The sequence below is a fragment of the Buchnera aphidicola (Hyadaphis tataricae) genome (assembly GCF_005081445.1).
GTDB classification, from domain to species: Bacteria; Pseudomonadota; Gammaproteobacteria; order Enterobacterales; family Enterobacteriaceae; genus Buchnera; species Buchnera aphidicola_AE.
In genome coordinates this window covers 526,403-546,531 of sequence record NZ_CP034873.1, presented here as the reverse complement: position 1 = coordinate 546,531, position 20,129 = coordinate 526,403, and the positions used below count along the sequence as shown (strand labels likewise).

Below are 20,129 nucleotides of genomic sequence, written 5' to 3'. Positions count from 1 at the left end.
TATGTATTTAAATACGCTTGCTCCAGCTTATGGCTCTGTTACTAATCGAAAAAGATTAGGCCGGGGTATTGGATCAGGTTTTGGTAAAACTGCGGGTCGGGGTCACAAAGGTCAAAAATCTAGATCTGGTAGTAGTGTTCGTAGAGGTTTTGAAGGAGGTCAAATGCCTTTGTATAGACGTCTTCCTAAATTTGGTTTTAATTCTAGAAAAAAAAAGATTACTGCAGAAGTAAGATTAACCAGTTTATCAAATTTGTCTACTAATATTGTTGATTTAAATTTATTAAAAAAAGAAAACATTATTAATAAAAATATTAAGTACGCTAAAATTATTTTTAAAGGAAAGGTTACTTCTTCTTTGATAATACGAGGATTATCTATAACTAAAGGTGCGCGTACTGTGATAGAACACTATGGCGGCAAAATTGAAGGATAATCAATAAAAATATGCTAAAGAAATTAGAATTAAACTTTAAAAATACTAAAAACAATATCATTGAAATTAAACATAGAGTAATTTTTGTAATTGTAGCTTTAATTGTTTTTCGTATTGGTTCATTTATTCCTATTCCTGGAATTGATACTACAATTTTATCTAAAATATTAAATGAACAACAAGGTACTATTGTTGACATGTTGAATATGTTTTCTGGTGGTGCTCTAAGTCGCGCTTCTATCTTTTCTTTAGGTATTATGCCTTATATATCAGCTTCTATTATTATTCAATTACTAACTTTAGTGCATCCGGCTTTATCTGAAATGAAAAAAGAAGGAGAATCTGGGAAGCAAAAAATTAATCAATATACTAGGTATGCTACCTTGTTGTTATCGTTATTGCAATCAATTGGTATTGCAACCAGTTTACCTAATATATCAGGAATGCACTCATTTGTAATTCATCCTGGTTTAGTGTTCTATTGTACTGCGATTATAAGTTTAGTCACCGGAACCATGTTTTTGATGTGGTTAGGAGAATTAATTACAGAATGTGGAATTGGAAATGGTATCTCTATCATTATTTTTGCAGGAATTATAGCAGGTTTACCATCAGCGATTGGAAGCACCATTGAACAAACGAGACAAGGAAATTTAAATTTTTTTTTATTTTTGTTTATTTTGTTTTTGATGTTTGCAGTGATTTGTATTGTCGTGTTCGTTGAACGTGCACAGAGGAAAATTGTTGTGAATTATGCACAGCATCAAAGAGGTCGACGTCTTTATGCTGCGCAAAGCACTCATTTACCGCTTAAAATTAATATGTCTGGTGTCATGCCTGCTATTTTTGCATCGAGTGTAGTTCTCTTTCCTATAACCATTTTTTCATGGTTACAAATTGGTCATCAATCGAAAATATTAGAGAATATTGCTTTTTATTTGCATCCTAATCAACCCATATATTTAATTTTATACGTATCGGCTATAGTATTTTTTTGTTTTTTTTATACAGGTTTAGTGTTTAATCCTCGCGAAACTGCTGATAATTTAAAAAAGTCAGGAGCTTTTGTTTCAGGCATTCGACCTGGTGAGCAAACAGCAAAATATATTAATAAAGTCATGTTGAAATTAACTTTTTTAGGTTCGATTTATATTACTTTTATTTGCCTCATACCAGAATTTATGAAGAATTTTATGAATGTTCCTTTTTATTTTGGTGGTACTTCTTTACTGATTGTTGTAGTAGTTATTATAGACTTGATCAGTCAGGTTCAAACATTAATTATGTCACATCAATATGATTCTATTTTAAAAAAATCAAATCAATAAAAATATGTGTAATAGAAATATTTAAGGATATTATTATGAAAGTCAAAGCTTCAGTAAAAACATTATGTCGGAATTGCAAAGTGGTCAGAAGAAATAATGTTATAAGAATTATTTGTAGTAATGATCCAAAACATAAACAACGTCAGGGTTAATGATTTTTAAATAACTATATTGTTTAAATTTTTTGAAAAAAATAATATTTTGCATGATATGTTTTATTGAATTACAAATTACATAAAGGTTAAAAATATGCCACGCATTGCAGGAATTAACATTCCCGAGAACAAACACACTATCATTGCATTGACATCAATTTATGGAATTGGCAGAAAACGTGCTAAATATATTTGCTTTGCAACAAATATTCCTGAAAATTGTAAAATTTTAGATTTAAATGAAGAGCAAATTGAACTGTTGAGAAAAAATATTCTAAACTATGTTGTCGAAGGTGATTTAAGAAGAGAAAAAACTTTAAATATTAAAAGGTTAATTGATTTGAGCTGTTATCGTGGTTTGCGTCATCGACGTAATCTTCCAGTACATGGACAAAGAACTAAAACTAATGCTAGGACTTGTAAGGGCCCTCGAAAACCAATAAAAAAATAATTTTAGGTGATTTTGATAATGGTAAAAAATGCAAAAATTCGTACACGAAAAAAATTAAAAAAACAAATCTTAGATGGTATAGCTCATATTCACGCATCTTTTAACAACACTATTGTAACTATTACTGATAGACAAGGTAATGCTTTAGGTTGGGCTACCTCTGGAGGTTCTGGTTTTAGAGGTTCTCGAAAATCTACTCCTTTTGCGGCTCAAATTGCTGCTGAACGTTGCGCAGAAATTGTTAAAGATTATGGTATAAAAAATTTAGAAGTTATGGTAAAAGGTCCTGGACCAGGAAGAGAATCTACCATTAGAGCTCTAAATGCGGCTGGATTTCGTATTACTAATATTACTGATGTTACACCAATTCCTCATAATGGTTGCCGCCCTCCTAAAAAACGTCGTGTATAATTTTTTAGAAAATATTGGAGAATAAAATGGCAAAATATTTAGGTCCCAAACTAAAGTTAAGTAGACGTGAAGGAACAGATTTATTTTTAAAATCAGGAATTCGTTCTATAGAATCCAAATGTAAATTAGATCAACCTCCTGGTCATCATGGTATTCGAAAACCAAGATTATCTGATTATGCTGTACAATTGCGTGAAAAGCAAAAAGTACGTCGTTTGTATGGTATTTTAGAACGTCAGTTTAAAATATATTATAAACGTGCTGCAAGATTAAAAGGAAATACTGGAGCTAATTTATTACAATTATTAGAAAGACGATTAGATAACGTTGTTTATCGTATGGGATTTGGTTGTACACGTTCTGAGTCGAGACAGCTGGTAAATCATAAATCTGTTCTAGTCAATAATACAATTGTAAACATCGCTTCATATCAAATTTGTCCTAATGATTTAATTTCTATCAGACAAAAATCTAGAAACCAATCGCGCATAAAAGCCGCATTAGAACTTGTCGAACAACGTGAAAAGCCAACTTGGTTGGAAGTAGATGTAACAAAAATGGAAGGATTTTTTAAAAGATTTCCTGAGCGTTCTGATTTATCTGCAGAGATCAATGAACACTTAATTGTTGAACTTTATTCTAAGTAGTAAAGTTTAATATTCAAGAGAGGATTACATGCAGAATTCTATTATAGGTTTTTTAAAACCAAGATTAGTAGATATTGAACAAATTAGCGCTACTCATGCTAAAGTCACTTTAGAACCCTTAGAAAGAGGTTTTGGTCATACTCTTGGTAATGCATTGCGTAGAATTCTTCTTTCTTCTATGCCTGGTTGCGCTGTTACTGAAGTTGAAATAGATGGTGTTCTTCATGAGTATAGTACTAAAGAAGGGATACAAGAAGATATTTTAGAAATTTTGTTAAATTTAAAGGGATTGGCAGTAAAAGTGCATGGCAAAGATGAAGTCTTCCTTAGATTAAATAAATCGGGAATTAGTTGCGTTACTGCAGCAGATATTATACATGATGGTGATGTTGATATTATTAAACCAGAACACGTTATTTGTAATTTAACTTGTGAAGAAGCTTCTATTTCTATGAGAATCAAGGTTGAACGTGGAAGAGGTTACATTCCTGCGGCTTATCGAGTTCATTCCGAAGATAATTCTAGACCAATAGGTTGTTTATTAGTGGATGCATGCTATAGCCCAATAGATCGAATTTCTTATAATGTTGAGGCTGCTCGTGTAGAAAAAAGAACAGATTTAGATAAGTTAATAATTGAAATGGAGACTAACGGCACTATCGATCCTGAAGAAGCTATTCGTCGTGCCGCGACTATATTGGCTGAGCAATTAGAAGCTTTTGTTGATTTAAGAGATGTTCGTGAACCTGAAATTAAAGAAGAAAAACCAGAATTTGAACCAATTTTATTACGTCCTGTAGATGATTTAGAACTTACAGTTCGTTCTGCGAATTGTCTTAAAGCAGAAGCTATACACTATATTGGAGATTTGGTACAAAGAACTGAAGTTGAGCTTTTAAAAACTCCTAATTTAGGAAAAAAGTCTTTAACTGAGATTAAAGATATTTTAGCTTCTAGAAATTTATCTCTTGGCATGAAATTAGAGAATTGGCCTCCGTCAAATATTTTAGATGAATAATTAATATCTTGTTAAAGACAGGACTTGGAGAACATACATTTATGCGTCATAGAAAAATTGGTCGTCAATTAAATCGCAACAGCAGCCATCTTAGTGCGATGTTAAAAAATATGACTTGTTCACTACTAGATCATGAGATCATAAAAACTACTCTTGCAAAAGCAAAAGAATTGAGACGAGTTGTAGAACCAATTATAACTCGTTCTAAAATAGACACTGTATCAAATCGAAGATTAGTTTTTTCTTGCATTCGAAATAATCTAATAGTAGCAAAACTATTTAAAACATTAGGTCCTGGTTTTTTAAGTAGACCAGGAGGTTATACAAGAATTTTGAAATGTGGTTTTCGGGCAGGCGATAAAGCTCCTATGGCTTATATAGAATTAGTTGATCGTATTAAAAAAAGTAAAACAGCAATGACGAAACAAAAATAATTTTTTATAAAGCAAACGGAAATATACCGTTTGCTTGTTTATATCCATGAAATTTTTGAATGACAGAATTATGTTTTATAAAATAGCGCCAATTTTAAATATATTTTCTTTAGATTTATATATATTTTTAACGGAAACAATTTTTTTTCCAGGTAGTTGTATTTTACAAATATTTAATATTTCATCTGATGTATTTATCTGTATGCCATGTTTATTAACCATTAAAATCTCTCCTACAACATCTTGCCGTTGCCATTTAGGAATGACTATTGCTTCCCAAACTTTGATCATTTTATCTTTTAAAATAAAATAACAAATTGGCCATGGGTTGAAAGCTCTAATTAAACGTTCTAATTTTGCAGCAGGTAAAGTCCAGTCTAAGAGCGCATCTTTTTTATAAATTTTTTTTGATATAGTGATGTTTTTAAAATTTTGTTTTCGTTCAAAAACAGTTTTATTGGATATTTTTTTTAAAGTTTCTAATAACGTTATAATTCCTATATGTATCAATTTTAAAGATAAACTATATGTAGTGTCTTTAGATGATATATCACATGCTTTGGAGTGGATTATACTACCAGTATCAATGTTTTCATCCATTTTTATTATACTGATACCTGTTTTTTTATCTCCATAAGCAATTGATGATTGAATAGGAGTTGGACCCCTCCATCTGGGTAATAATGAGGCGTGAACGTTAATACATCCTTTTGGGAATATAGTCAAAATTTTTTTTGGTATAATTTTGCCATAAGCAACAACAATCATCATATCTGCATTAAGTGATTTAATTACATCAAATACTGATTGATCGTTTAAATTAAATGGTTGTAAAATGGGAATTCGATGTTTGATTGATAAAATTTTTACCGGTGAAAAATGAATTTTATTTCCCCTTCCAGAAGGAAGATCAGGTTTAGTGATGACTGCGATTACAGATGTTGAATCAGAAATCAGCGCCTTGAGGTGTTCAGCAGAAAAATAAGATGTTCCAGCAAAAATAATTCTGAATTTGTTCAAATTTTTATCATTCCTGTAATAAACTATTTCTTTTTGTTATTCATTTTTTCTATTTTTTTTCTTAGTCTTTGTCTTTTAAATTTTGATAAATAATCAATAAATAATTTACCATAAAGATGATCTATTTCATGTTGAATACAAATAGATAATATAGATGTTGCCTCGAATTCTATTTCTTTTCCATATATATTCGATGTCTTAACTGTTATATATTTTGATCTAGGAACGGATGAACGATATTCTGGAATTGACAAACAACCCTCTTCTGTACTCACGCTTCCTTTTTTTTTAATGATTTCAGGATTAATGAGAATTAAATCATTTTTTTGATTTTCCATTTTTTTTACAACGATAATCTGCAATGGAATATTTACTTGTACAGCGGCTAAACCAATGCCGTTTTTTTGATACATTGTTTCAATCATATTATTTGCAATAGTTTTTATTTTTTCATTAATGTCGTTTACAGGCTTAGCTATCATCCTTAAACGTTCATCTGGATAAGATAGTATTTTTAACAAAGACATATTTTTTACGTTTAAAATTTTTGAATTTAATAAAATATTATAAACTGTTTTATCATAATTTAACATTGACTAATATAGTTTTTTGCTTTTTCTTATAAAAGAATATTATTTATTTTAAAAAATTTTTTATTTAAAAAATAGATAATTATATGGCATATTGTTATATATTATGTATTAATAAGACATATAAAAAATTTTATATAAAATTTGTTATAAAATAACAACATTTAATATGTTCGAGGATCTTATGTTTGATATAATAATATATTTATTTGAAAATTATATATATAGTGAATCTAACATATCTATTGACTATAATAGTTTAATAAATGATTTATCGAATATAGGTTTTCAAAAAAAAGATATTTTGCATGCTTTAATTTGGTTAAAAAATTTGTCTTATTACAAAAAGAATATTATTTCATCTATGAACTCTTTATCAAAAAAAATGTCTATTCGAATTTACACTACAGAAGAATCTCTTAAATTAAATTCTGATTGTCGTGGTTTTATACTGTTTTTGGAACAATTAGAAATTTTAACACTAGATACGCGTGAAATGATTATTGAAAAAATTATGGAATTAGATGTATACGAACTGAATCTGGAAGATTTAAAATGGATTATATTAATTGTATTGTTTAATCTTCCTGGGTGTACATCCGTTTATCAGAAATTAGAAAATCTGTTATTTAATTTCAAAGAAGAAGTAATTCATTAAATTGATTTAATTATCAAAAAAAATATAATAAGTTTATTTCGAGAAAAGATGTATGAATAAACATTCTTATTTAAAATCCCTGATGTATTGTATAAATATGCTGCATGAAAAAAATGTGATTGCATATCCTACAGAATCAATGTTTGGTTTAGGTTGTGATCCTAATAGCAAAAATGCAATTATGAAGTTATTATATTTAAAAAAGAGAAATATAGAAAAAGGATTCATATTAGTCGCATCAAATTTTGATCAGATAAAAATGTACATTGATGAAGACAATTTATCAAAGGAACAAAAAAAGAGAATGTTTTTGCATTGGCCTGGACCGTTTACTTTTTTGCTTCCAGCACGATCAGGAGTTCCAAAATGGTTAACTGGTAAATTTCAAACTATAGCAGTACGTATTAGTGCCCATGTTAGTATAATAGAATTATGTAATGCTTTTGGAAGTGCTTTAATTTCTACAAGCGCTAATATTACAAATATGCATCCAAGCAAGACTTATAAAGAACTGTTTAATTATTTTGGTCAAGATTTTCCAGTATTACATGGAAAAATAGGTAATGAAAAATATCCTTCTACGATTATTAATATTACTAATGGAAATTTAATTCGACATGTTTAAAAATCAAAAATACAATTATGCTGTTTTTGGAAATCCAGTAAATCACAGTAAATCACCTAATATTCATAGTTATTTTGCAAAGCAAACAGATATTTTGCATATATACAAATCTGTGCATGTCCCATTAAATAATTTTTATTTTATTTTGCGTGATTTTTTTCAAAATCAAGGTCAAGGTGCAAATATTACAGCACCTTTTAAACAAGAAGCGTTTTTTTTTGCTGATAAATTAACTGATCGCGCTAAAATTTCTCAATCCGTTAATACTTTGAAAAAAATTGATAATAAATATATTTTAGGAGATAATACAGATGGCATTGGATTATTTTCTGATTTAAAACGATTAAATTTTATAAAATGTAATGATTTAGTGTTAATATTAGGAGCGGGTGGTGGTGCAAAAGGAATATTATTTCCTTTATTATCATTCGGATGCTCTGTTTTTATTTTGAATCGTACTGTATCAAAATCTCAACAATTAATCTCACATTTTAGTCAATTTGGCAAGATTAGTATGTTTGAAAAATGTTTATTAAAAGAAAAAAAGTTTAATTTAGTTATTAATGCGACATCACAGTATGACAAAAACATGATTGATTTATCTTTATTTTCTCAAAGTACTTGTTTTTATGATATGAATTATCAAAAAAACAATACGTATTTTTTAGATGCATGTATCGCTTCTGGTATGACTAATGTGTCTAATGGAATAGGAATGTTAATTTTTCAAGCAGCTCATTCTTTTTTTTTATGGCATAATGTTTTTCCTAATACTGATGATATTATTAATACCTTTCAAAAAACTTGTTTAGTTCATCAAAATGATGTTATTAAGTAAATAGATTTTTTAATTTTTTCTTAATGAGAAAGAAAATACTTGACTCTTTTTTTGGATCTGTAATAATTAATATTATTACTTAATTGAAAGTTAAAAAATTTTTTTATTATCATCCATCATACAGTCCCCTTCGTCTAGAGGTTAGGACATCGCCCTTTCACGGCGGCAACAGGGGTTCAAATCCCCTAGGGGACGAAAAAAATTTTTTTTAAAAATAATCTATACTAATTTAAATTATTGTGTTATTCTCAATACAGATTTTAAAAAAAAGTTTTTCATTATAAAACGCTCTTTAAAAATTCGGAAAACAAGCATAATCAATTATTTTTTTTGAAACACCTGTGGGTTGTAAGGTTAAGCAAATAAGCGTACATGGTGAATGCCTTGGCAGTCAGAGGCGAAGAAGGACGTGCTAATCTGCGAAAAGCGTCGGTAAGCTGATATGAAGCGCAATAACCGTCGATATCCGAATGGGGAAACCCGATGCAATTATGTGCATCATTATTAACTGAATAAAATAAGTTAATAAAGCAAACCAAGGGAACTGAAACATCTAAGTACCTTGAGGAAAAGAAATCAACCGAGATTCCCTTAGTAGTGGCGAGCGAAAAGGGAACAGCCCAGAACTATAATCAATGTTTAATTAAAGTAGAATGACTTGGAAAATTCAGCGATACAGGGTGATAGCCCCGTATACGAAATAATTTTCATTGTGGGTTCAAAAAGTAGAGCGGGACACGAGAAATCCTGTTTGAATATGGGGGGACCATCCTCCAAGGCTAAATACTCCTGACTGACCGATAGTGAACTAGTACCGTAAGGGAAAGGCGAAAAGAACCCCGGCGAGGGGAGTGAAATAGAACCTGAAACCGTGTACGTACAAGCAGTGGAAGCATATTCAATATAATATTATGTGACTGCGTACCTTTTGTATAATGGGTCAGCGACTTGTATTCTGTAGCAAGGTTAACCGCATAGGGGAGCCGAAGGGAAACCGAGTCCTAAATAGGCGTTAAGTTTCAGGATACAGACCCGAAACCCGGTGATCTAGCCACGGGCAGGTTGAAGGTTAGGTAAAACTAACTGGAGGACCGAACCGACTGATGTTGAAAAATCAGCGGATGACCTATGGCTAGGGGTGAAAGGCCAATCAAACCGGGAGATAGCTGGTTCTCCCCGAAAGCTATTTAGGTAGCGCCTCGTGAATTCATCTACGGGGGTAGAGCACTGTTTCGGATAGGGGGCCATCCCGGCTTACCAAACCGATGCAAACTCCGAATACCGTAGAATGCTATCACGGGAGACACACAGCGGGTGCTAACGTTCGTTGTGGAAAGGGAAACAACCCAGACCGCCAGCTAAGGTCCCAAAATTATAGTTAAGTGGGAAACGATGTGGGAAGGCATAAACAGCCAGGATGTTGGCTTAGAAGCAGCCATCATTTAAAGAAAGCGTAATAGCTCACTGGTCAAGTCGTCCTGCGCGGAAGATTTAACGGGGCTAAAACTATGTACCGAAGCTGCGGCAGCATAAAAATTTTTTTTTGCTGGGTAGGGGAGCGTTCTGTAAGCCGATGAAGATATATTGTAAAATGTATTGGAGGTATCAGAAGTGCGAATGCTGACATGAGTAACGATAAAGCAGGTGAAAAACCTGCTCGCCGAAAAACTAAGGTTTCCTGTCCAACGTTAATCGGGGCAGGGTAAGCCGACCCCTAAGGCGAGGCTGAAAAGCGTAGTCGATGGACAACAGGTTAATATTCCTGTGCTTAATATTACTGCGAAGTGGGGACGAAGAAGGTTAGGTTATCCAGGTGACGGTTATCCTGGTTTAAGTGTGTAGGTATGATAACTAGGAAAATCCGGTTATCTTTAATCTGAGGCATGATGACGAGTCACTACGGTGATGAAGTAACTAATACCATGCTTCCAAGAAAAGCCTCTAAGCATCAGGTAATGTTAAATCGTACCACAAACCGACACAGGTAGTTAGGTAGAGTATACCAAGGCGCTTGAGAGAACCCAGGTGAAGGAACTAGGCAAAATAGTGCCGTAACTTCGGGAGAAGGCACGCTAGTATTAAGCAAAAGGATTTACTCCTCTAGCTGAAACTAGTCGAAGATACCAGCTGGCTGCAACTGTTTATTAAAAACACAGCACTGTGCAAACACGAAAGTGGAAGTATACGGTGTGACGCCTGCCCGGTGCCGGAAGGTTAATCGAAAGAGTCAAAGGAAACTTAAAGCTCTGAACTGAAGCCCCGGTAAACGGCGGCCGTAACTATAACGGTCCTAAGGTAGCGAAATTCCTTGTCGGGTAAGTTCCGACCTGCACGAATGGCGTAATGATGGCCAGGCTGTCTCCACCTGGGACTCAGTGAAATTGAAATTGCTGTGAAGATGCAGCATACCCGCGGCAAGACGGAAAGACCCCGTGAACCTTTACTATAGCTTGACACTGAATTCTGATTTTTGATGTGTAGGATAGGTGGGAGGCTATGAAATTAAGGCGCTAGCTTTAATAGAGCCAATCTTGAAATACCACCCTTTAAAATTTGGTATTCTAATCTAGTGCCGTTATCCGGTACAGAGACAGTGTCTGGTGGGTAGTTTGACTGGGGCGGTCTCCTCCCAAAGAGTAACGGAGGAGCACGAAGATTGGCTAATCACGGTCGGACATCGTGAGATTAGTGTAAAGGCATAAGCCAGTTTGACTGTGAGCGTGATAACGCGAGCAGGTGCGAAAGCAGGTCTTAGTGATCCGGTGGTTCTGTATGGAAGGGCCATCGCTCAACGGATAAAAGGTACTCCGGGGATAACAGGCTGATACCGCCCAAGAGTTCATATCGACGGCGGTGTTTGGCACCTCGATGTCGGCTCATCACATCCTGGGGCTGAAGCAGGTCCCAAGGGTATGGCTGTTCGCCATTTAAAGTGGTACGCGAGCTGGGTTTAGAACGTCGTGAGACAGTTCGGTCCCTATCTGCCGTGGGCGTTGGAAGATTGAGGGGGGCTGCTTCTAGTACGAGAGGACCGAAGTGGACGCATCACTGGTGTTCGGGTTGTCATGCCAATGGCATTGCCCGGTAGCTAAATGCGGAAAAGATAAGCGCTGAAAGCATATAAGCACGAAACTTGCCCCAAGATAAGTCTTCCCTGAAATAGAAATATTTACTGAAGGGACGTTGAAGACTACGACGTTGATAGGCTAGATGTGTAAGCACAGTAATGTGTTGAGCTAACTAGTACTAATGACCCAAGAGGCTTAACCTTGCAACACCAGAGGTGTTTTGTAAAAATAAAATTCACAAAATGCTTGTTTTACTGAATTAATTATTATAAGTTATAAGTTAAAAAATAACTTTAATTTTATTAAAATGCCTGGTAAAAATAGTGTAGTGGTACCACCTGAATCCATTCCGAACTCAGAAGTGAAATGCTACAACGCCAATGGTAGTACGGGGTCTCCCCGTGTAAGAGTAGGTAAAGCCAGGCAAAAAAAACCCGAAATTTTTTTCGGGTTTTTTTGTATTTAAAATAAATTACTTTCTAGATTCTAGATAAAAATAAATCTAGATGTAGTTATATTTAGAATGTAATATTTATCGTTGTTATTTTGAATGTTTACAGTTCATTCAAAAAACAACAATTAGTAGTTAGAATTCTTTTTTTAATGTAGTATATTTTTTATGTGAAGGTAATATAGATGTCCAAGATTAAAGGTAATGTTAAATGGTTTAATGAATCTAAAGGTTTTGGTTTTATTACTCCAGAAGACGGTAGTAAAGATGTTTTCGTTCATTTTTCAGCTATACAAAGTAATGGATTTAAAACTTTAGCAGAAGGTCAAAGTGTTGAGTTTGAAATCACTGAGGGAGCAAAAGGACCATCAGCCGCTAATGTTGTTAGTTTATAATGTTTTATTTACATTTTTAAACATAACTGATTAATACATTTTTTTGTAGTACGGCTCTTTGATAGGGCTGTACTATTGAATATATGTATTTTTTTTATATATGTATAAATAATTAAATTTTTGTTTTACAAAACCATTCTAACTATATTAATCTTACTTATTTCATGATATAAAATTTCAATTTGATTAAAGTTTTGAGCGCATATTGTAATAGATACAGACAGGTAATTACCTCTATTGCTAGATTTTACTTGAGGCGTATAATCGCCAGGTATTTGTATTTGAATCACTTTAATTATCTGATCAATAAGTTCAGGTTTAGCTAAACCAATAATCTTGTAAGTAAAAAAACAAGGGAATTGTAATATTTCTCGTAATTTTGTTTTCATTCTTAATTCCAAATTTGTTTTTTGTAATAAAATATTATGAATTTTTTAGATTTTTTAAAAATATCAAAATATTTTTTAATATATTCAATAAATAATAATAAATTATTTTATTATATAGATAATATTGAAAATAACATATTTTATATCATTTTCTTTAAAATATATTTTTTATAGGATACAAATTATGTTAAAAATTTTTAATACTTTCAGCAAAAAAAAAGAAGTATTTAAACCTATCAATAAAAATCAAGTAAACATATATGTTTGCGGAGTGACAGTATATGATTTTTGTCATATTGGTCATGGGCGTACTTTTATAACGTTTGATATGATTATTCGTTATCTACAATGCATAGGGTTTAACGTAAAATATGTCAGAAATATTACTGATATTGACGATAAAATTATCTTAAAAGCACTTCAAAAAAAAACTGATATTAATATTTTGACTAATTTTATGATTAATGAAATGCATAAAGATTTTAATGCATTAAAAATAGCTATTCCTGATCAAGAACCGCGTGTAACAGATTATATGGACAATATCATCAATGTCATCAGACAATTAATTAAAAATCAACATGCATACGTAAATAAATATGGCGACGTGCTTTTTTCGATAAAAAATTGTAATGATTATGGTGTTCTATCTCGTCAATCTTTGAATGCTTTAGCATCTAAATCACATGTTTTATCAGGTAGCATAAAAGAATGTTCTTTAGATTTTGTGCTTTGGAAGAATGCTAAAAAAAATGAACCTTTTTGGAATTCTCCTTGGGGCAATGGTCGACCTGGTTGGCATATTGAGTGTACAACAATGAATGATATTTTTTTTAATAATTTAATTGATATTCATGGAGGTGGTACCGATCTTCTTTTTCCTCATCATGAAAATGAAAGAGCACAATCTATTTGTTTAAATAATCAATCAATAGTAAAATATTGGATGCATATTGGCATGATTATCAAAAATAATCATAAAATGTCTAAATCCTTAGGCAATATTGATTTATTAAGAGATGTTTTAAAAAAATATGACTCAGAAGTTTTACGATATTTTTTTTTATCAACTCATTATCGTCATCCTCTATATTATTGCAGAAATTATTTACACAAATCATACATGTCTTTAAAATATCTTTATCGATCACTTTATAATACGAATCCTCTTAGAAATTGTGATGAAGGTATGGATTTTGAAATGGATTTTTATCAAGCTATGAATGACGATTTTAATACACCAAAAGTGTTTTCTGTTTTTTTTCAAATAGCCAAAAAAATAAATTTTTTTAAGAAAAAAGACTTATTAAAAGCAAACAAATTAGCCTTTAGATTGCAATCTTTAGGAAATTATTTAGGTTTATTTTTACAAAATCCTGAAGATTTTTTAAAACAAACAAGTATTTTACATATATCTACGTCTGAAAAAATAGACAATTTGATAGAAAAAAGAAACATGGCAAGAAAATTAAAATTATGGAAAGAAGCAGATGATATAAGAAATAAATTAGCCTCATTAAATATCATTATAGAAGATTTACCGGATAAAACAATATGGCATAAAAAATAAAGTTTTAATTTCTTTTAACATCATTATTTTTTTCACAAGCTTCTAATGTATTTTGTAGTAATGTAGCTACCGTCATAGGACCAACACCTCCTGGTACAGGAGTAATATAAGAAGCCTTTAAAAATGCTGTTTCAAATTCTACATCACCTACAATCTTACCAGTTTTTAAACGATTGATTCCAACATCGATGACTATAGAACCCTTTTTAATCCATTCTCCTTTTAAAAAATTTGGTTTTCCCACTGCGACAATGAGTAGATCAGCATTATTAACATGATGTATTAGGTTCTTTGTAAAACGATGGGTAACCGTAGTTGTACATCCTGCTAATAGTAATTCTAAACTCATCGGTCTACCAACTATATTAGAAGCACCAATCATGACTGCATGTAACCCATGAGTTTTGATATTATTATGTTTTAACATTGTAATAATTCCTCTTGGAGTACATGACCTTAGAGTAGGCGTTCTTTGACACAAAGAACCTGTATTATATGGGTGAAATCCATCAACATCTTTATTTGGAGCAATGCTTCTTAAAATATTTATATGATTAATATGTTTAGGAAGAGGTAGTTGTATTAAAATTCCATCAATTTCATTATTTTGATTTAATTTTTTGATTAAATTTAATATTTCTATTTCATCAACATTGATAGGAAAATGCCAACATTGAGAAATGAAACCAACATTTTTACATGCTGTTTTTTTATTGTTCACGTAAATTTGAGAAGGAATATTGTTTCCAATTATGATCATAGCTAATCCAGGAACTTTTTTACCTTTTTTTTTTCTCTCGTTAACTTTATGTAAAATATTTAATTGTATTGCTTTTGCTATTTTATTACCATCTATAATTATTGCTGGCATTATTAAGTAACTCTATCTATTTTTTTAAAATTATTTATGTATTATATATACAAATATTTTTATATAAATTTATAAAAAGACATTAATATTAATCTTAATTCAGTTGCATATATATTACTTTAATGTTAAATTTGTTTTTGAATTTAATATATTTCTGCGTTCTTAGCTCAGTTGGATAGAGCAACGGCCTTCTAAGCCGTAGGTCACAGGTTCGAATCCTGTAGAACGCAAAATATCAATCTTTTAAAACATTTTTAATGCTTTCTTGAATATCAATCATTGATGCTTTAGCATTGATTTGAAAATATTTTAATGTTTTTTTTAAAGATTGTTTTAAATAATATTGTTTTAACGGTTTTATTTGTTTTGTATATTCTTTTAATCTTGTGGTTAAAATCTCCTTTCTATCATCTTTTCTTATACTTAATGGTTCTCCGGTAATATCATCTTTATTTTTATTTTTTGGTGGATTAAATTTTATGTGATACACACGTCCTGATTTCATGTGTATTCTTCTTCCAGATATTCTTTCTAATATATCTTCATATGGCATTATAAAATCTAATACATAATCTATCATTGTTTTATTTTCATATAAATAATGCGCTTGTGGTATCGTTCTTGGAAATCCATCTAATAAAAAACCATTTTTACAGTCTTCATGTTGAATTCTGTCTTGTATTAAATTACATACAACAATATCAGATACTAATTTTCCTGATTCCATTCGATCTTGAATATTTTTTTTAACATTGTTTTCCAAGTTCATTTTTCTTCTTAATATATCTCCTATAGATATTTGAGGAATATAATATTTCTCTGTAATAAACTTTGCCTGTGTTCCTTTTCCCGTTCCAGGGGCACCAAGTAAAATAATACGCATAATGTTAATTATTAAAAATTAATGTTAATTGATCGAGATTACTACTATAATATAGTAGTAATCGTTATTTTTTATTGCAGTAATAAGTTATTCATTCTTGCAATAAATTGATGTGGATTTTCTAAACTTCCTTTTTCAGATAACAATGCTTGTTCTAATAATAATGTAATCCATTCTTTAAATTGCGTTTCATTTTGAATAGAGCAAATTTTTTTTATTAGTGCATGTTCAGGATTAATTTCGAAAATATATTTTAATTCAGGAACAGATTGACCTGCTGCAGAAAATAATTTAGCCATTTGTGTTGTCATTTCATTCGAATCACTGAGAACAACGCATGGAGTTTCTGTCAAACGATATGTTATTCTTACATCTTTTACTTGATTTCCAAGATGTTTTTTAACTTTTTTTAAAAATTCAATAATATTTTTTGGCAGATCAGTATTTTTTATTTTTTTCTCTTCTGAAAACGTCTGAATTGAAGAATCTTCTTTGCTAATGGACTGAAATTTTTTCCCTTCAAATTCAATAAGGTAATTCATCATCCATTCATCAATTCTATCTGATAGTAACAAAACATTTATATTTTTTTTATTAAACAATTCTAAATGAGGACTATTTTTTGCTGAGATATAACTATCTGCTGTAATATAATATATTTTTTCTTGTTTTTCGATCATATTATCAACATATTTTTGTAAAGATAATGTTTGCTCAGAACTATTATTTTGAGAACATGCAAAACGTAATAGATTAGAAATTTTTTTAAGATTATCATGATCTTCTGCAGGGCCTTCTTTTAAAACAATACCAAATTGGTTCCAAAATATTTGATATTTTTCTTGAGAATCGCGCGATAATTTATCTAGCATATTCAAAGATCTTTTTGTTAATGCTTTTTTTAAATTATGGGTAATAGCATTGCCCTGTAATATTTCACGAGAAACATTTAACGGTAAGTTATTGGAATCAATCAATCCTCTCACAAAACGCAAGTAGTTAGGAAGAAATTCTTGAGAATTATCCATAATATATACACGTTTTACATATAGTTTTAATCCATGTTTATTATCTCGATTCCATATATCCCAAGCAGCTTTTTCAGGAATGTATAACAAACTAATGTATTCTAGATTTCCTTCTACATGATTATGACTCCATACTAATGGATTATTTTGATCGTTTGTGAGATGTTTATAAAAATCTTTATATTCATCGTGAGTAATAGAAGACTTTTTTAATGTCCATAATGCTTTAGCTTTATTGATTTGTTCCCAAAAATATGTTTTTTTTTCTTCATCATAATTTTGTATGTTGACTGGCACAGTAATATGATCAGAATATTTACTAACAATGTTTTTAATACGCCATGTTTCTAAAAATTCTTCTTCTTCTTTTTTTAAGAACAAAGTAATTTCTGTTCCTCTATTTTTTTTAGTAATATTTGTAACATGATATTCTCCTTTTCCTGAAGATTCCCATAATGTTCCTTCTGTAGGATCATGACCAGCAAATCTAGTTCTAACAGAAACTTTATCTGAGACAATAAATGAAGAATAAAATCCGACTCCAAATTCTCCAATAAGTTCATTTTTTTTGTTTGTTTGTTCTTTTAAAGAATTAATAAATGCTTTTGTTCCAGATTTAGCAATAGTTCCAAGATTATCGATTGTTTCTTGCCGAGTCATTCCAATACCATTGTCACTAATAATTAATGTTTTTTGAGCTTTATTTACAGATATTTGAATGTTTAGATCATTTTCATTTTCATATAAATCTGAAGAAGATATAGCAGCAAAGCGTAATTTATCTATTGCGTCTGAAGCATTAGAGATTAATTCTCTTAGAAAAATCTCTTTATTAGAATATAACGAATGAATCATTAAATGTAGTAATTGTTTTACTTCTGATTGAAAAGTGTACATCTCTGTTTTTTTTATGTTCATTTAGACATCTCTTTTATAATTATGTTTGATTTTTTATAAATAATGCTTATTAAGATTCAGTAATGTTATCATTGCCTTAATTAAAAAATAATTATAATAGATATTAAAATTCATGCAATCAATCTACCAACTGATGTATTCGTTTTATTTTTTATACTGGTATGTTAAAACCTGTTGGTAATTGCATACCGCTAGATATGGAAGACATTTTCTTTTTTTGTACTTCGGAGATTCTTCTGGCTGCATCGTTAAATGCAGCGGCAGCTAAATCTTCTAACATATCTTTATCATCTTTTAATAAACTAGGATCTACTTCGACTCGGCGACAATTATGGGCTCCATTAATAGTTACCTTAACTAAACCTGCACCCGCTTCACCAGTGACTTCTATTTTAGATATTTCTTCTTGTATTTTAGCCATTTTTTCCTGCATTTGTTGTGCTTGTTTCATTAAACTTCCTAAACTATTTTTATTAAACATTATCTGTTCTCTTGATTTTTTAATAAAAAAACATTTTGTTATATTTTTATTGTAAATGTTTTATTATTTAATGAATGTACAGTATTATTTTTATATATTGCTTATAACACGTAATAGTGTCATTTCTACTCCTATTTTTGGAGTAGGAGAAAAATTTAACTCTTTTTTTCCATTAATTATAATTTGATAACATGATTGAATAATTTGTCTATTATAGATTTTTGCTAATTTTTGAATTGCAATTTTATGATTTTCTAGCATACTTTGTCCCCATGTTAATGGAAAATCTTGTAAAATAGAAATGCAATATAAAATTCTTAAAATAGCTGTTAATATTTCTTCCCATTCTATTTCCATATTACTCATTTCATTTAATAAAAACATTAGTTTTTTTGAATCTTTTTTTAATAATGCATGAGTTAATAAGAAAGAATGTTCTTCAGAAGGAATACCCAACATTTCTGTTACATGTTTTGCATCTACATATTGATGACTTAAATTAATTGCATGTTCTAATAAGTTAAGTGCATCACGTATACTACCTCTCGCATAATAAGATATTTTTTTTAATGCTTCTTCATCAAATAAAACACATTCTTTTTTTAAAATATATTTTAATAAGTTAAAAATTTTTTCTTCAGAAAGTGCTTTTAGTTTAAAACATAAACAACGAGATATGATAGTTTTAGGAATTTTTTCTATATTTGTTGTAGCTAAAATAAATTTGACATGTTCCGGTGGCTCTTCAAGTGTTTTAAGCAAAGCATTAAAACTATGACGAGAAAGCATATGCACTTCGTCTATTAAATATATTTTAAATCGACTTTTATTTGGAGAATAATAGATGTTATCTAGTATTTCTCTCATATCTTCTACTTTCGTTCTAGAAGCTGCATCTATTTCAAGAACATCTAAAGATAGCCCTTGTTCTATTTCTTTACAAACAATACATTTTCTACAAGGATTAGATGTAATATTTATTTGACAGTTTAAGCTTTTTGCAATTAATCGAGCAATAGTTGTTTTTCCAATTCCTCTTGTTCCAGATAATAGCCATGCCTGATGAATATGTCCTAAGGATAATTCATTAGATATAGCTTGTATAATATTTTTTTGACCAATCACATCTTTGAAAGATTGCGGTCTCCATTTTCTTGCTAAGATTTGATAGTTCATATATTTTTTTCAAAAGTATTTAAGAAGATTTTTTATTAATGAAAGAACTTATATCTTATCTAAAATATTTTTTAATCAAATAATTTTATTACAAATTTTAGTTGTGTTTTATAGATTTGATATATACAATAAGATTACATCTTTTAATAGATAAAAATTTTTAATTCTGTAATAATTAATATGGAGTATTCTGTTAGTCTCAAGCACTGTAAAATTGAATATTTGGTCAGATTTGGAAAGAAGCAGCCAGTTCAGCTAATACAGGTGCTTGATCTTCGCTAACAGAAT

Annotated in this window: 21 protein-coding genes, 2 tRNA genes, 2 rRNA genes and 1 other RNA gene; 18 read left to right on the top strand and 8 right to left on the bottom strand. The window is 30.3% G+C overall.

Translation table 11 applies throughout. The annotated features are described in order from the left end of the window. Position 1 precedes the first annotated feature (1 nt). The 8 genes from rplO to rplQ all read left to right on the top strand — a co-directional run bounded on the left by rplO (position 2) and on the right by rplQ (position 4,880). Complete coding sequence (gene rplO, locus D9V69_RS02530) at positions 2-436, top strand: 50S ribosomal protein L15 (protein WP_158356751.1); 435 nt, start codon at positions 2-4, stop codon at positions 434-436. Positions 437-447: 11 nt separating this feature from the next. Next, the gene (gene secY / locus D9V69_RS02525; RefSeq protein WP_158356750.1) at positions 448-1,764 is read left to right on the top strand and encodes a preprotein translocase subunit SecY; all 1,317 of its coding nucleotides are present in this window, start codon (positions 448-450) and stop codon (positions 1,762-1,764) included. Between the two features lie 35 nt (positions 1,765-1,799). Then, complete coding sequence (rpmJ, locus tag D9V69_RS02520; RefSeq protein WP_158356749.1) at positions 1,800-1,916, top strand: 50S ribosomal protein L36; 117 nt, start codon at positions 1,800-1,802, stop codon at positions 1,914-1,916. A 97-nt stretch (positions 1,917-2,013) separates the two neighbouring features. After that, the gene (gene rpsM, locus D9V69_RS02515; protein WP_158356748.1) at positions 2,014-2,370 is read left to right on the top strand and encodes a 30S ribosomal protein S13; all 357 of its coding nucleotides are present in this window, start codon (positions 2,014-2,016) and stop codon (positions 2,368-2,370) included. Positions 2,371-2,388: 18 nt separating this feature from the next. Beyond that, entirely contained in the window at positions 2,389-2,781 is a 393-nt protein-coding gene (gene rpsK, locus D9V69_RS02510) for a 30S ribosomal protein S11 (RefSeq protein ID WP_158356747.1), read from the top strand. A 26-nt stretch (positions 2,782-2,807) separates the two neighbouring features. Beyond that, positions 2,808-3,428 (top strand): 30S ribosomal protein S4, encoded by a 621-nt coding sequence (gene rpsD, locus D9V69_RS02505; protein WP_158356746.1) that lies wholly within the window; start codon positions 2,808-2,810, stop codon positions 3,426-3,428. A 28-nt stretch (positions 3,429-3,456) separates the two neighbouring features. After that, on the top strand, positions 3,457-4,446 hold the full coding sequence (locus D9V69_RS02500; protein ID WP_158356745.1) for a DNA-directed RNA polymerase subunit alpha: 990 nt from the start codon (positions 3,457-3,459) through the stop codon (positions 4,444-4,446). Between the two features lie 41 nt (positions 4,447-4,487). Beyond that, positions 4,488-4,880: a 50S ribosomal protein L17 gene (gene rplQ, locus D9V69_RS02495; protein WP_158356744.1), complete on the top strand. Its 393-nt coding sequence runs from the start codon at positions 4,488-4,490 to the stop codon at positions 4,878-4,880. 75 nt (positions 4,881-4,955) lie between these two features. On the opposite strand, the gene fmt is transcribed toward rplQ, so the two are convergent. Both fmt and def read right to left on the bottom strand, forming a co-directional pair. Then, entirely contained in the window at positions 4,956-5,900 is a 945-nt protein-coding gene (fmt, locus tag D9V69_RS02490) for a methionyl-tRNA formyltransferase (RefSeq protein ID WP_158356743.1), read from the bottom strand. Between the two features lie 23 nt (positions 5,901-5,923). Then, entirely contained in the window at positions 5,924-6,427 is a 504-nt protein-coding gene (gene def / locus D9V69_RS02485; RefSeq protein ID WP_158356742.1) for a peptide deformylase, read from the bottom strand. 247 nt (positions 6,428-6,674) lie between these two features. Between def and D9V69_RS02480 the strand changes: the two genes are divergently transcribed. The 7 genes from D9V69_RS02480 (at position 6,675) to cspE (ending at position 12,525) form a co-directional block, all read left to right on the top strand. Further along, positions 6,675-7,148, top strand: coding sequence for a DUF494 family protein (locus D9V69_RS02480; RefSeq protein WP_158356741.1), 474 nt, complete (start codon positions 6,675-6,677; stop codon positions 7,146-7,148). Positions 7,149-7,245: 97 nt separating this feature from the next. Next, positions 7,246-7,773, top strand: coding sequence for a Sua5/YciO/YrdC/YwlC family protein (locus D9V69_RS02475; RefSeq protein ID WP_187308316.1), 528 nt, complete (start codon positions 7,246-7,248; stop codon positions 7,771-7,773). Next, positions 7,766-8,611: a shikimate dehydrogenase gene (gene aroE / locus D9V69_RS02470; protein ID WP_158356739.1), complete on the top strand. Its 846-nt coding sequence runs from the start codon at positions 7,766-7,768 to the stop codon at positions 8,609-8,611. The genes D9V69_RS02475 and aroE overlap by 8 nt, the downstream gene beginning before the upstream one ends. A 123-nt stretch (positions 8,612-8,734) precedes the next feature. Continuing rightward, a tRNA-Glu gene (locus D9V69_RS02465) sits at positions 8,735-8,806 on the top strand. A 157-nt stretch (positions 8,807-8,963) separates the two neighbouring features. Beyond that, positions 8,964-11,882, top strand: a 23S ribosomal RNA gene (locus tag D9V69_RS02460). 107 nt (positions 11,883-11,989) lie between these two features. After that, a 5S ribosomal RNA gene (gene rrf, locus D9V69_RS02455) occupies positions 11,990-12,104 on the top strand. 211 nt (positions 12,105-12,315) lie between these two features. Then, on the top strand, positions 12,316-12,525 hold the full coding sequence (cspE, locus tag D9V69_RS02450; protein WP_025369112.1) for a transcription antiterminator/RNA stability regulator CspE: 210 nt from the start codon (positions 12,316-12,318) through the stop codon (positions 12,523-12,525). 125 nt (positions 12,526-12,650) lie between these two features. Here cspE and ybeD read toward each other — a convergent pair whose 3' ends face one another. Further along, positions 12,651-12,914 (bottom strand): DUF493 family protein YbeD, encoded by a 264-nt coding sequence (gene ybeD, locus D9V69_RS02445; RefSeq protein WP_158356738.1) that lies wholly within the window; start codon positions 12,912-12,914, stop codon positions 12,651-12,653. 184 nt (positions 12,915-13,098) lie between these two features. Here ybeD and cysS point away from each other — a divergent pair, with 184 nt between their 5' ends. Further along, on the top strand, positions 13,099-14,484 hold the full coding sequence (cysS, locus tag D9V69_RS02440; RefSeq protein ID WP_158356737.1) for a cysteine--tRNA ligase: 1,386 nt from the start codon (positions 13,099-13,101) through the stop codon (positions 14,482-14,484). A gap of 4 nt (positions 14,485-14,488) precedes the next feature. On the opposite strand, the gene folD is transcribed toward cysS, so the two are convergent. Then, positions 14,489-15,355 (bottom strand): bifunctional methylenetetrahydrofolate dehydrogenase/methenyltetrahydrofolate cyclohydrolase FolD, encoded by an 867-nt coding sequence (gene folD / locus D9V69_RS02435; protein ID WP_158356736.1) that lies wholly within the window; start codon positions 15,353-15,355, stop codon positions 14,489-14,491. A 156-nt stretch (positions 15,356-15,511) separates the two neighbouring features. On the opposite strand from folD, the gene D9V69_RS02430 reads away from it, so the two are divergent. Further along, positions 15,512-15,585, top strand: a tRNA-Arg gene (locus tag D9V69_RS02430). A gap of 5 nt (positions 15,586-15,590) precedes the next feature. On the opposite strand, the gene adk is transcribed toward D9V69_RS02430, so the two are convergent. The 4 genes from adk to dnaX all read right to left on the bottom strand — a co-directional run bounded on the left by adk (position 15,591) and on the right by dnaX (position 19,841). After that, entirely contained in the window at positions 15,591-16,238 is a 648-nt protein-coding gene (adk, locus tag D9V69_RS02425; RefSeq protein WP_158356735.1) for an adenylate kinase, read from the bottom strand. 71 nt (positions 16,239-16,309) lie between these two features. Beyond that, the gene (htpG, locus tag D9V69_RS02420) at positions 16,310-18,184 is read right to left on the bottom strand and encodes a molecular chaperone HtpG (protein WP_158356734.1); all 1,875 of its coding nucleotides are present in this window, start codon (positions 18,182-18,184) and stop codon (positions 16,310-16,312) included. Between the two features lie 151 nt (positions 18,185-18,335). Then, entirely contained in the window at positions 18,336-18,665 is a 330-nt protein-coding gene (locus tag D9V69_RS02415) for a YbaB/EbfC family nucleoid-associated protein (RefSeq protein ID WP_158356733.1), read from the bottom strand. Between the two features lie 90 nt (positions 18,666-18,755). Then, on the bottom strand, positions 18,756-19,841 hold the full coding sequence (gene dnaX, locus D9V69_RS02410) for a DNA polymerase III subunit gamma/tau (RefSeq protein WP_158356732.1): 1,086 nt from the start codon (positions 19,839-19,841) through the stop codon (positions 18,756-18,758). A 191-nt stretch (positions 19,842-20,032) separates the two neighbouring features. On the opposite strand from dnaX, the gene ffs reads away from it, so the two are divergent. Further along, positions 20,033-20,128: signal recognition particle sRNA small type (gene ffs, locus D9V69_RS02405), an RNA gene on the top strand. The last annotated feature ends 1 nt before the right edge of the window (position 20,129 follow it).

Bases quoted from the DNA above. Each gene is read 5' to 3' on its own strand.
- adk (WP_158356735.1), bottom strand. From the start codon at position 16,238: ATGCGTATTATTTTACTTGGTGCCCCTGGAACGGGAAAAGGAACACAG.
- cysS (WP_158356737.1), top strand. From the start codon at position 13,099: ATGTTAAAAATTTTTAATACTTTCAGCAAAAAAAAAGAAGTATTTAAA.
- D9V69_RS02475 (WP_187308316.1), top strand. From the start codon at position 7,246: ATGCTGCATGAAAAAAATGTGATTGCATATCCTACAGAATCAATGTTT.
- D9V69_RS02415 (WP_158356733.1), bottom strand. From the start codon at position 18,665: ATGTTTAATAAAAATAGTTTAGGAAGTTTAATGAAACAAGCACAACAA.
- secY (WP_158356750.1), top strand. From the start codon at position 448: ATGCTAAAGAAATTAGAATTAAACTTTAAAAATACTAAAAACAATATC.
- dnaX (WP_158356732.1), bottom strand. From the start codon at position 19,841: ATGAACTATCAAATCTTAGCAAGAAAATGGAGACCGCAATCTTTCAAA.
- D9V69_RS02480 (WP_158356741.1), top strand. From the start codon at position 6,675: ATGTTTGATATAATAATATATTTATTTGAAAATTATATATATAGTGAA.
- D9V69_RS02500 (WP_158356745.1), top strand. From the start codon at position 3,457: ATGCAGAATTCTATTATAGGTTTTTTAAAACCAAGATTAGTAGATATT.
- rpsK (WP_158356747.1), top strand. From the start codon at position 2,389: ATGGTAAAAAATGCAAAAATTCGTACACGAAAAAAATTAAAAAAACAA.
- rplO (WP_158356751.1), top strand. From the start codon at position 2: ATGTATTTAAATACGCTTGCTCCAGCTTATGGCTCTGTTACTAATCGA.
- ybeD (WP_158356738.1), bottom strand. From the start codon at position 12,914: ATGAAAACAAAATTACGAGAAATATTACAATTCCCTTGTTTTTTTACT.
- rpmJ (WP_158356749.1), top strand. From the start codon at position 1,800: ATGAAAGTCAAAGCTTCAGTAAAAACATTATGTCGGAATTGCAAAGTG.
- cspE (WP_025369112.1), top strand. From the start codon at position 12,316: ATGTCCAAGATTAAAGGTAATGTTAAATGGTTTAATGAATCTAAAGGT.
- htpG (WP_158356734.1), bottom strand. From the start codon at position 18,184: ATGAACATAAAAAAAACAGAGATGTACACTTTTCAATCAGAAGTAAAA.
- rplQ (WP_158356744.1), top strand. From the start codon at position 4,488: ATGCGTCATAGAAAAATTGGTCGTCAATTAAATCGCAACAGCAGCCAT.
- def (WP_158356742.1), bottom strand. From the start codon at position 6,427: ATGTCTTTGTTAAAAATACTATCTTATCCAGATGAACGTTTAAGGATG.
- rpsM (WP_158356748.1), top strand. From the start codon at position 2,014: ATGCCACGCATTGCAGGAATTAACATTCCCGAGAACAAACACACTATC.
- aroE (WP_158356739.1), top strand. From the start codon at position 7,766: ATGTTTAAAAATCAAAAATACAATTATGCTGTTTTTGGAAATCCAGTA.
- rpsD (WP_158356746.1), top strand. From the start codon at position 2,808: ATGGCAAAATATTTAGGTCCCAAACTAAAGTTAAGTAGACGTGAAGGA.
- folD (WP_158356736.1), bottom strand. From the start codon at position 15,355: ATGCCAGCAATAATTATAGATGGTAATAAAATAGCAAAAGCAATACAA.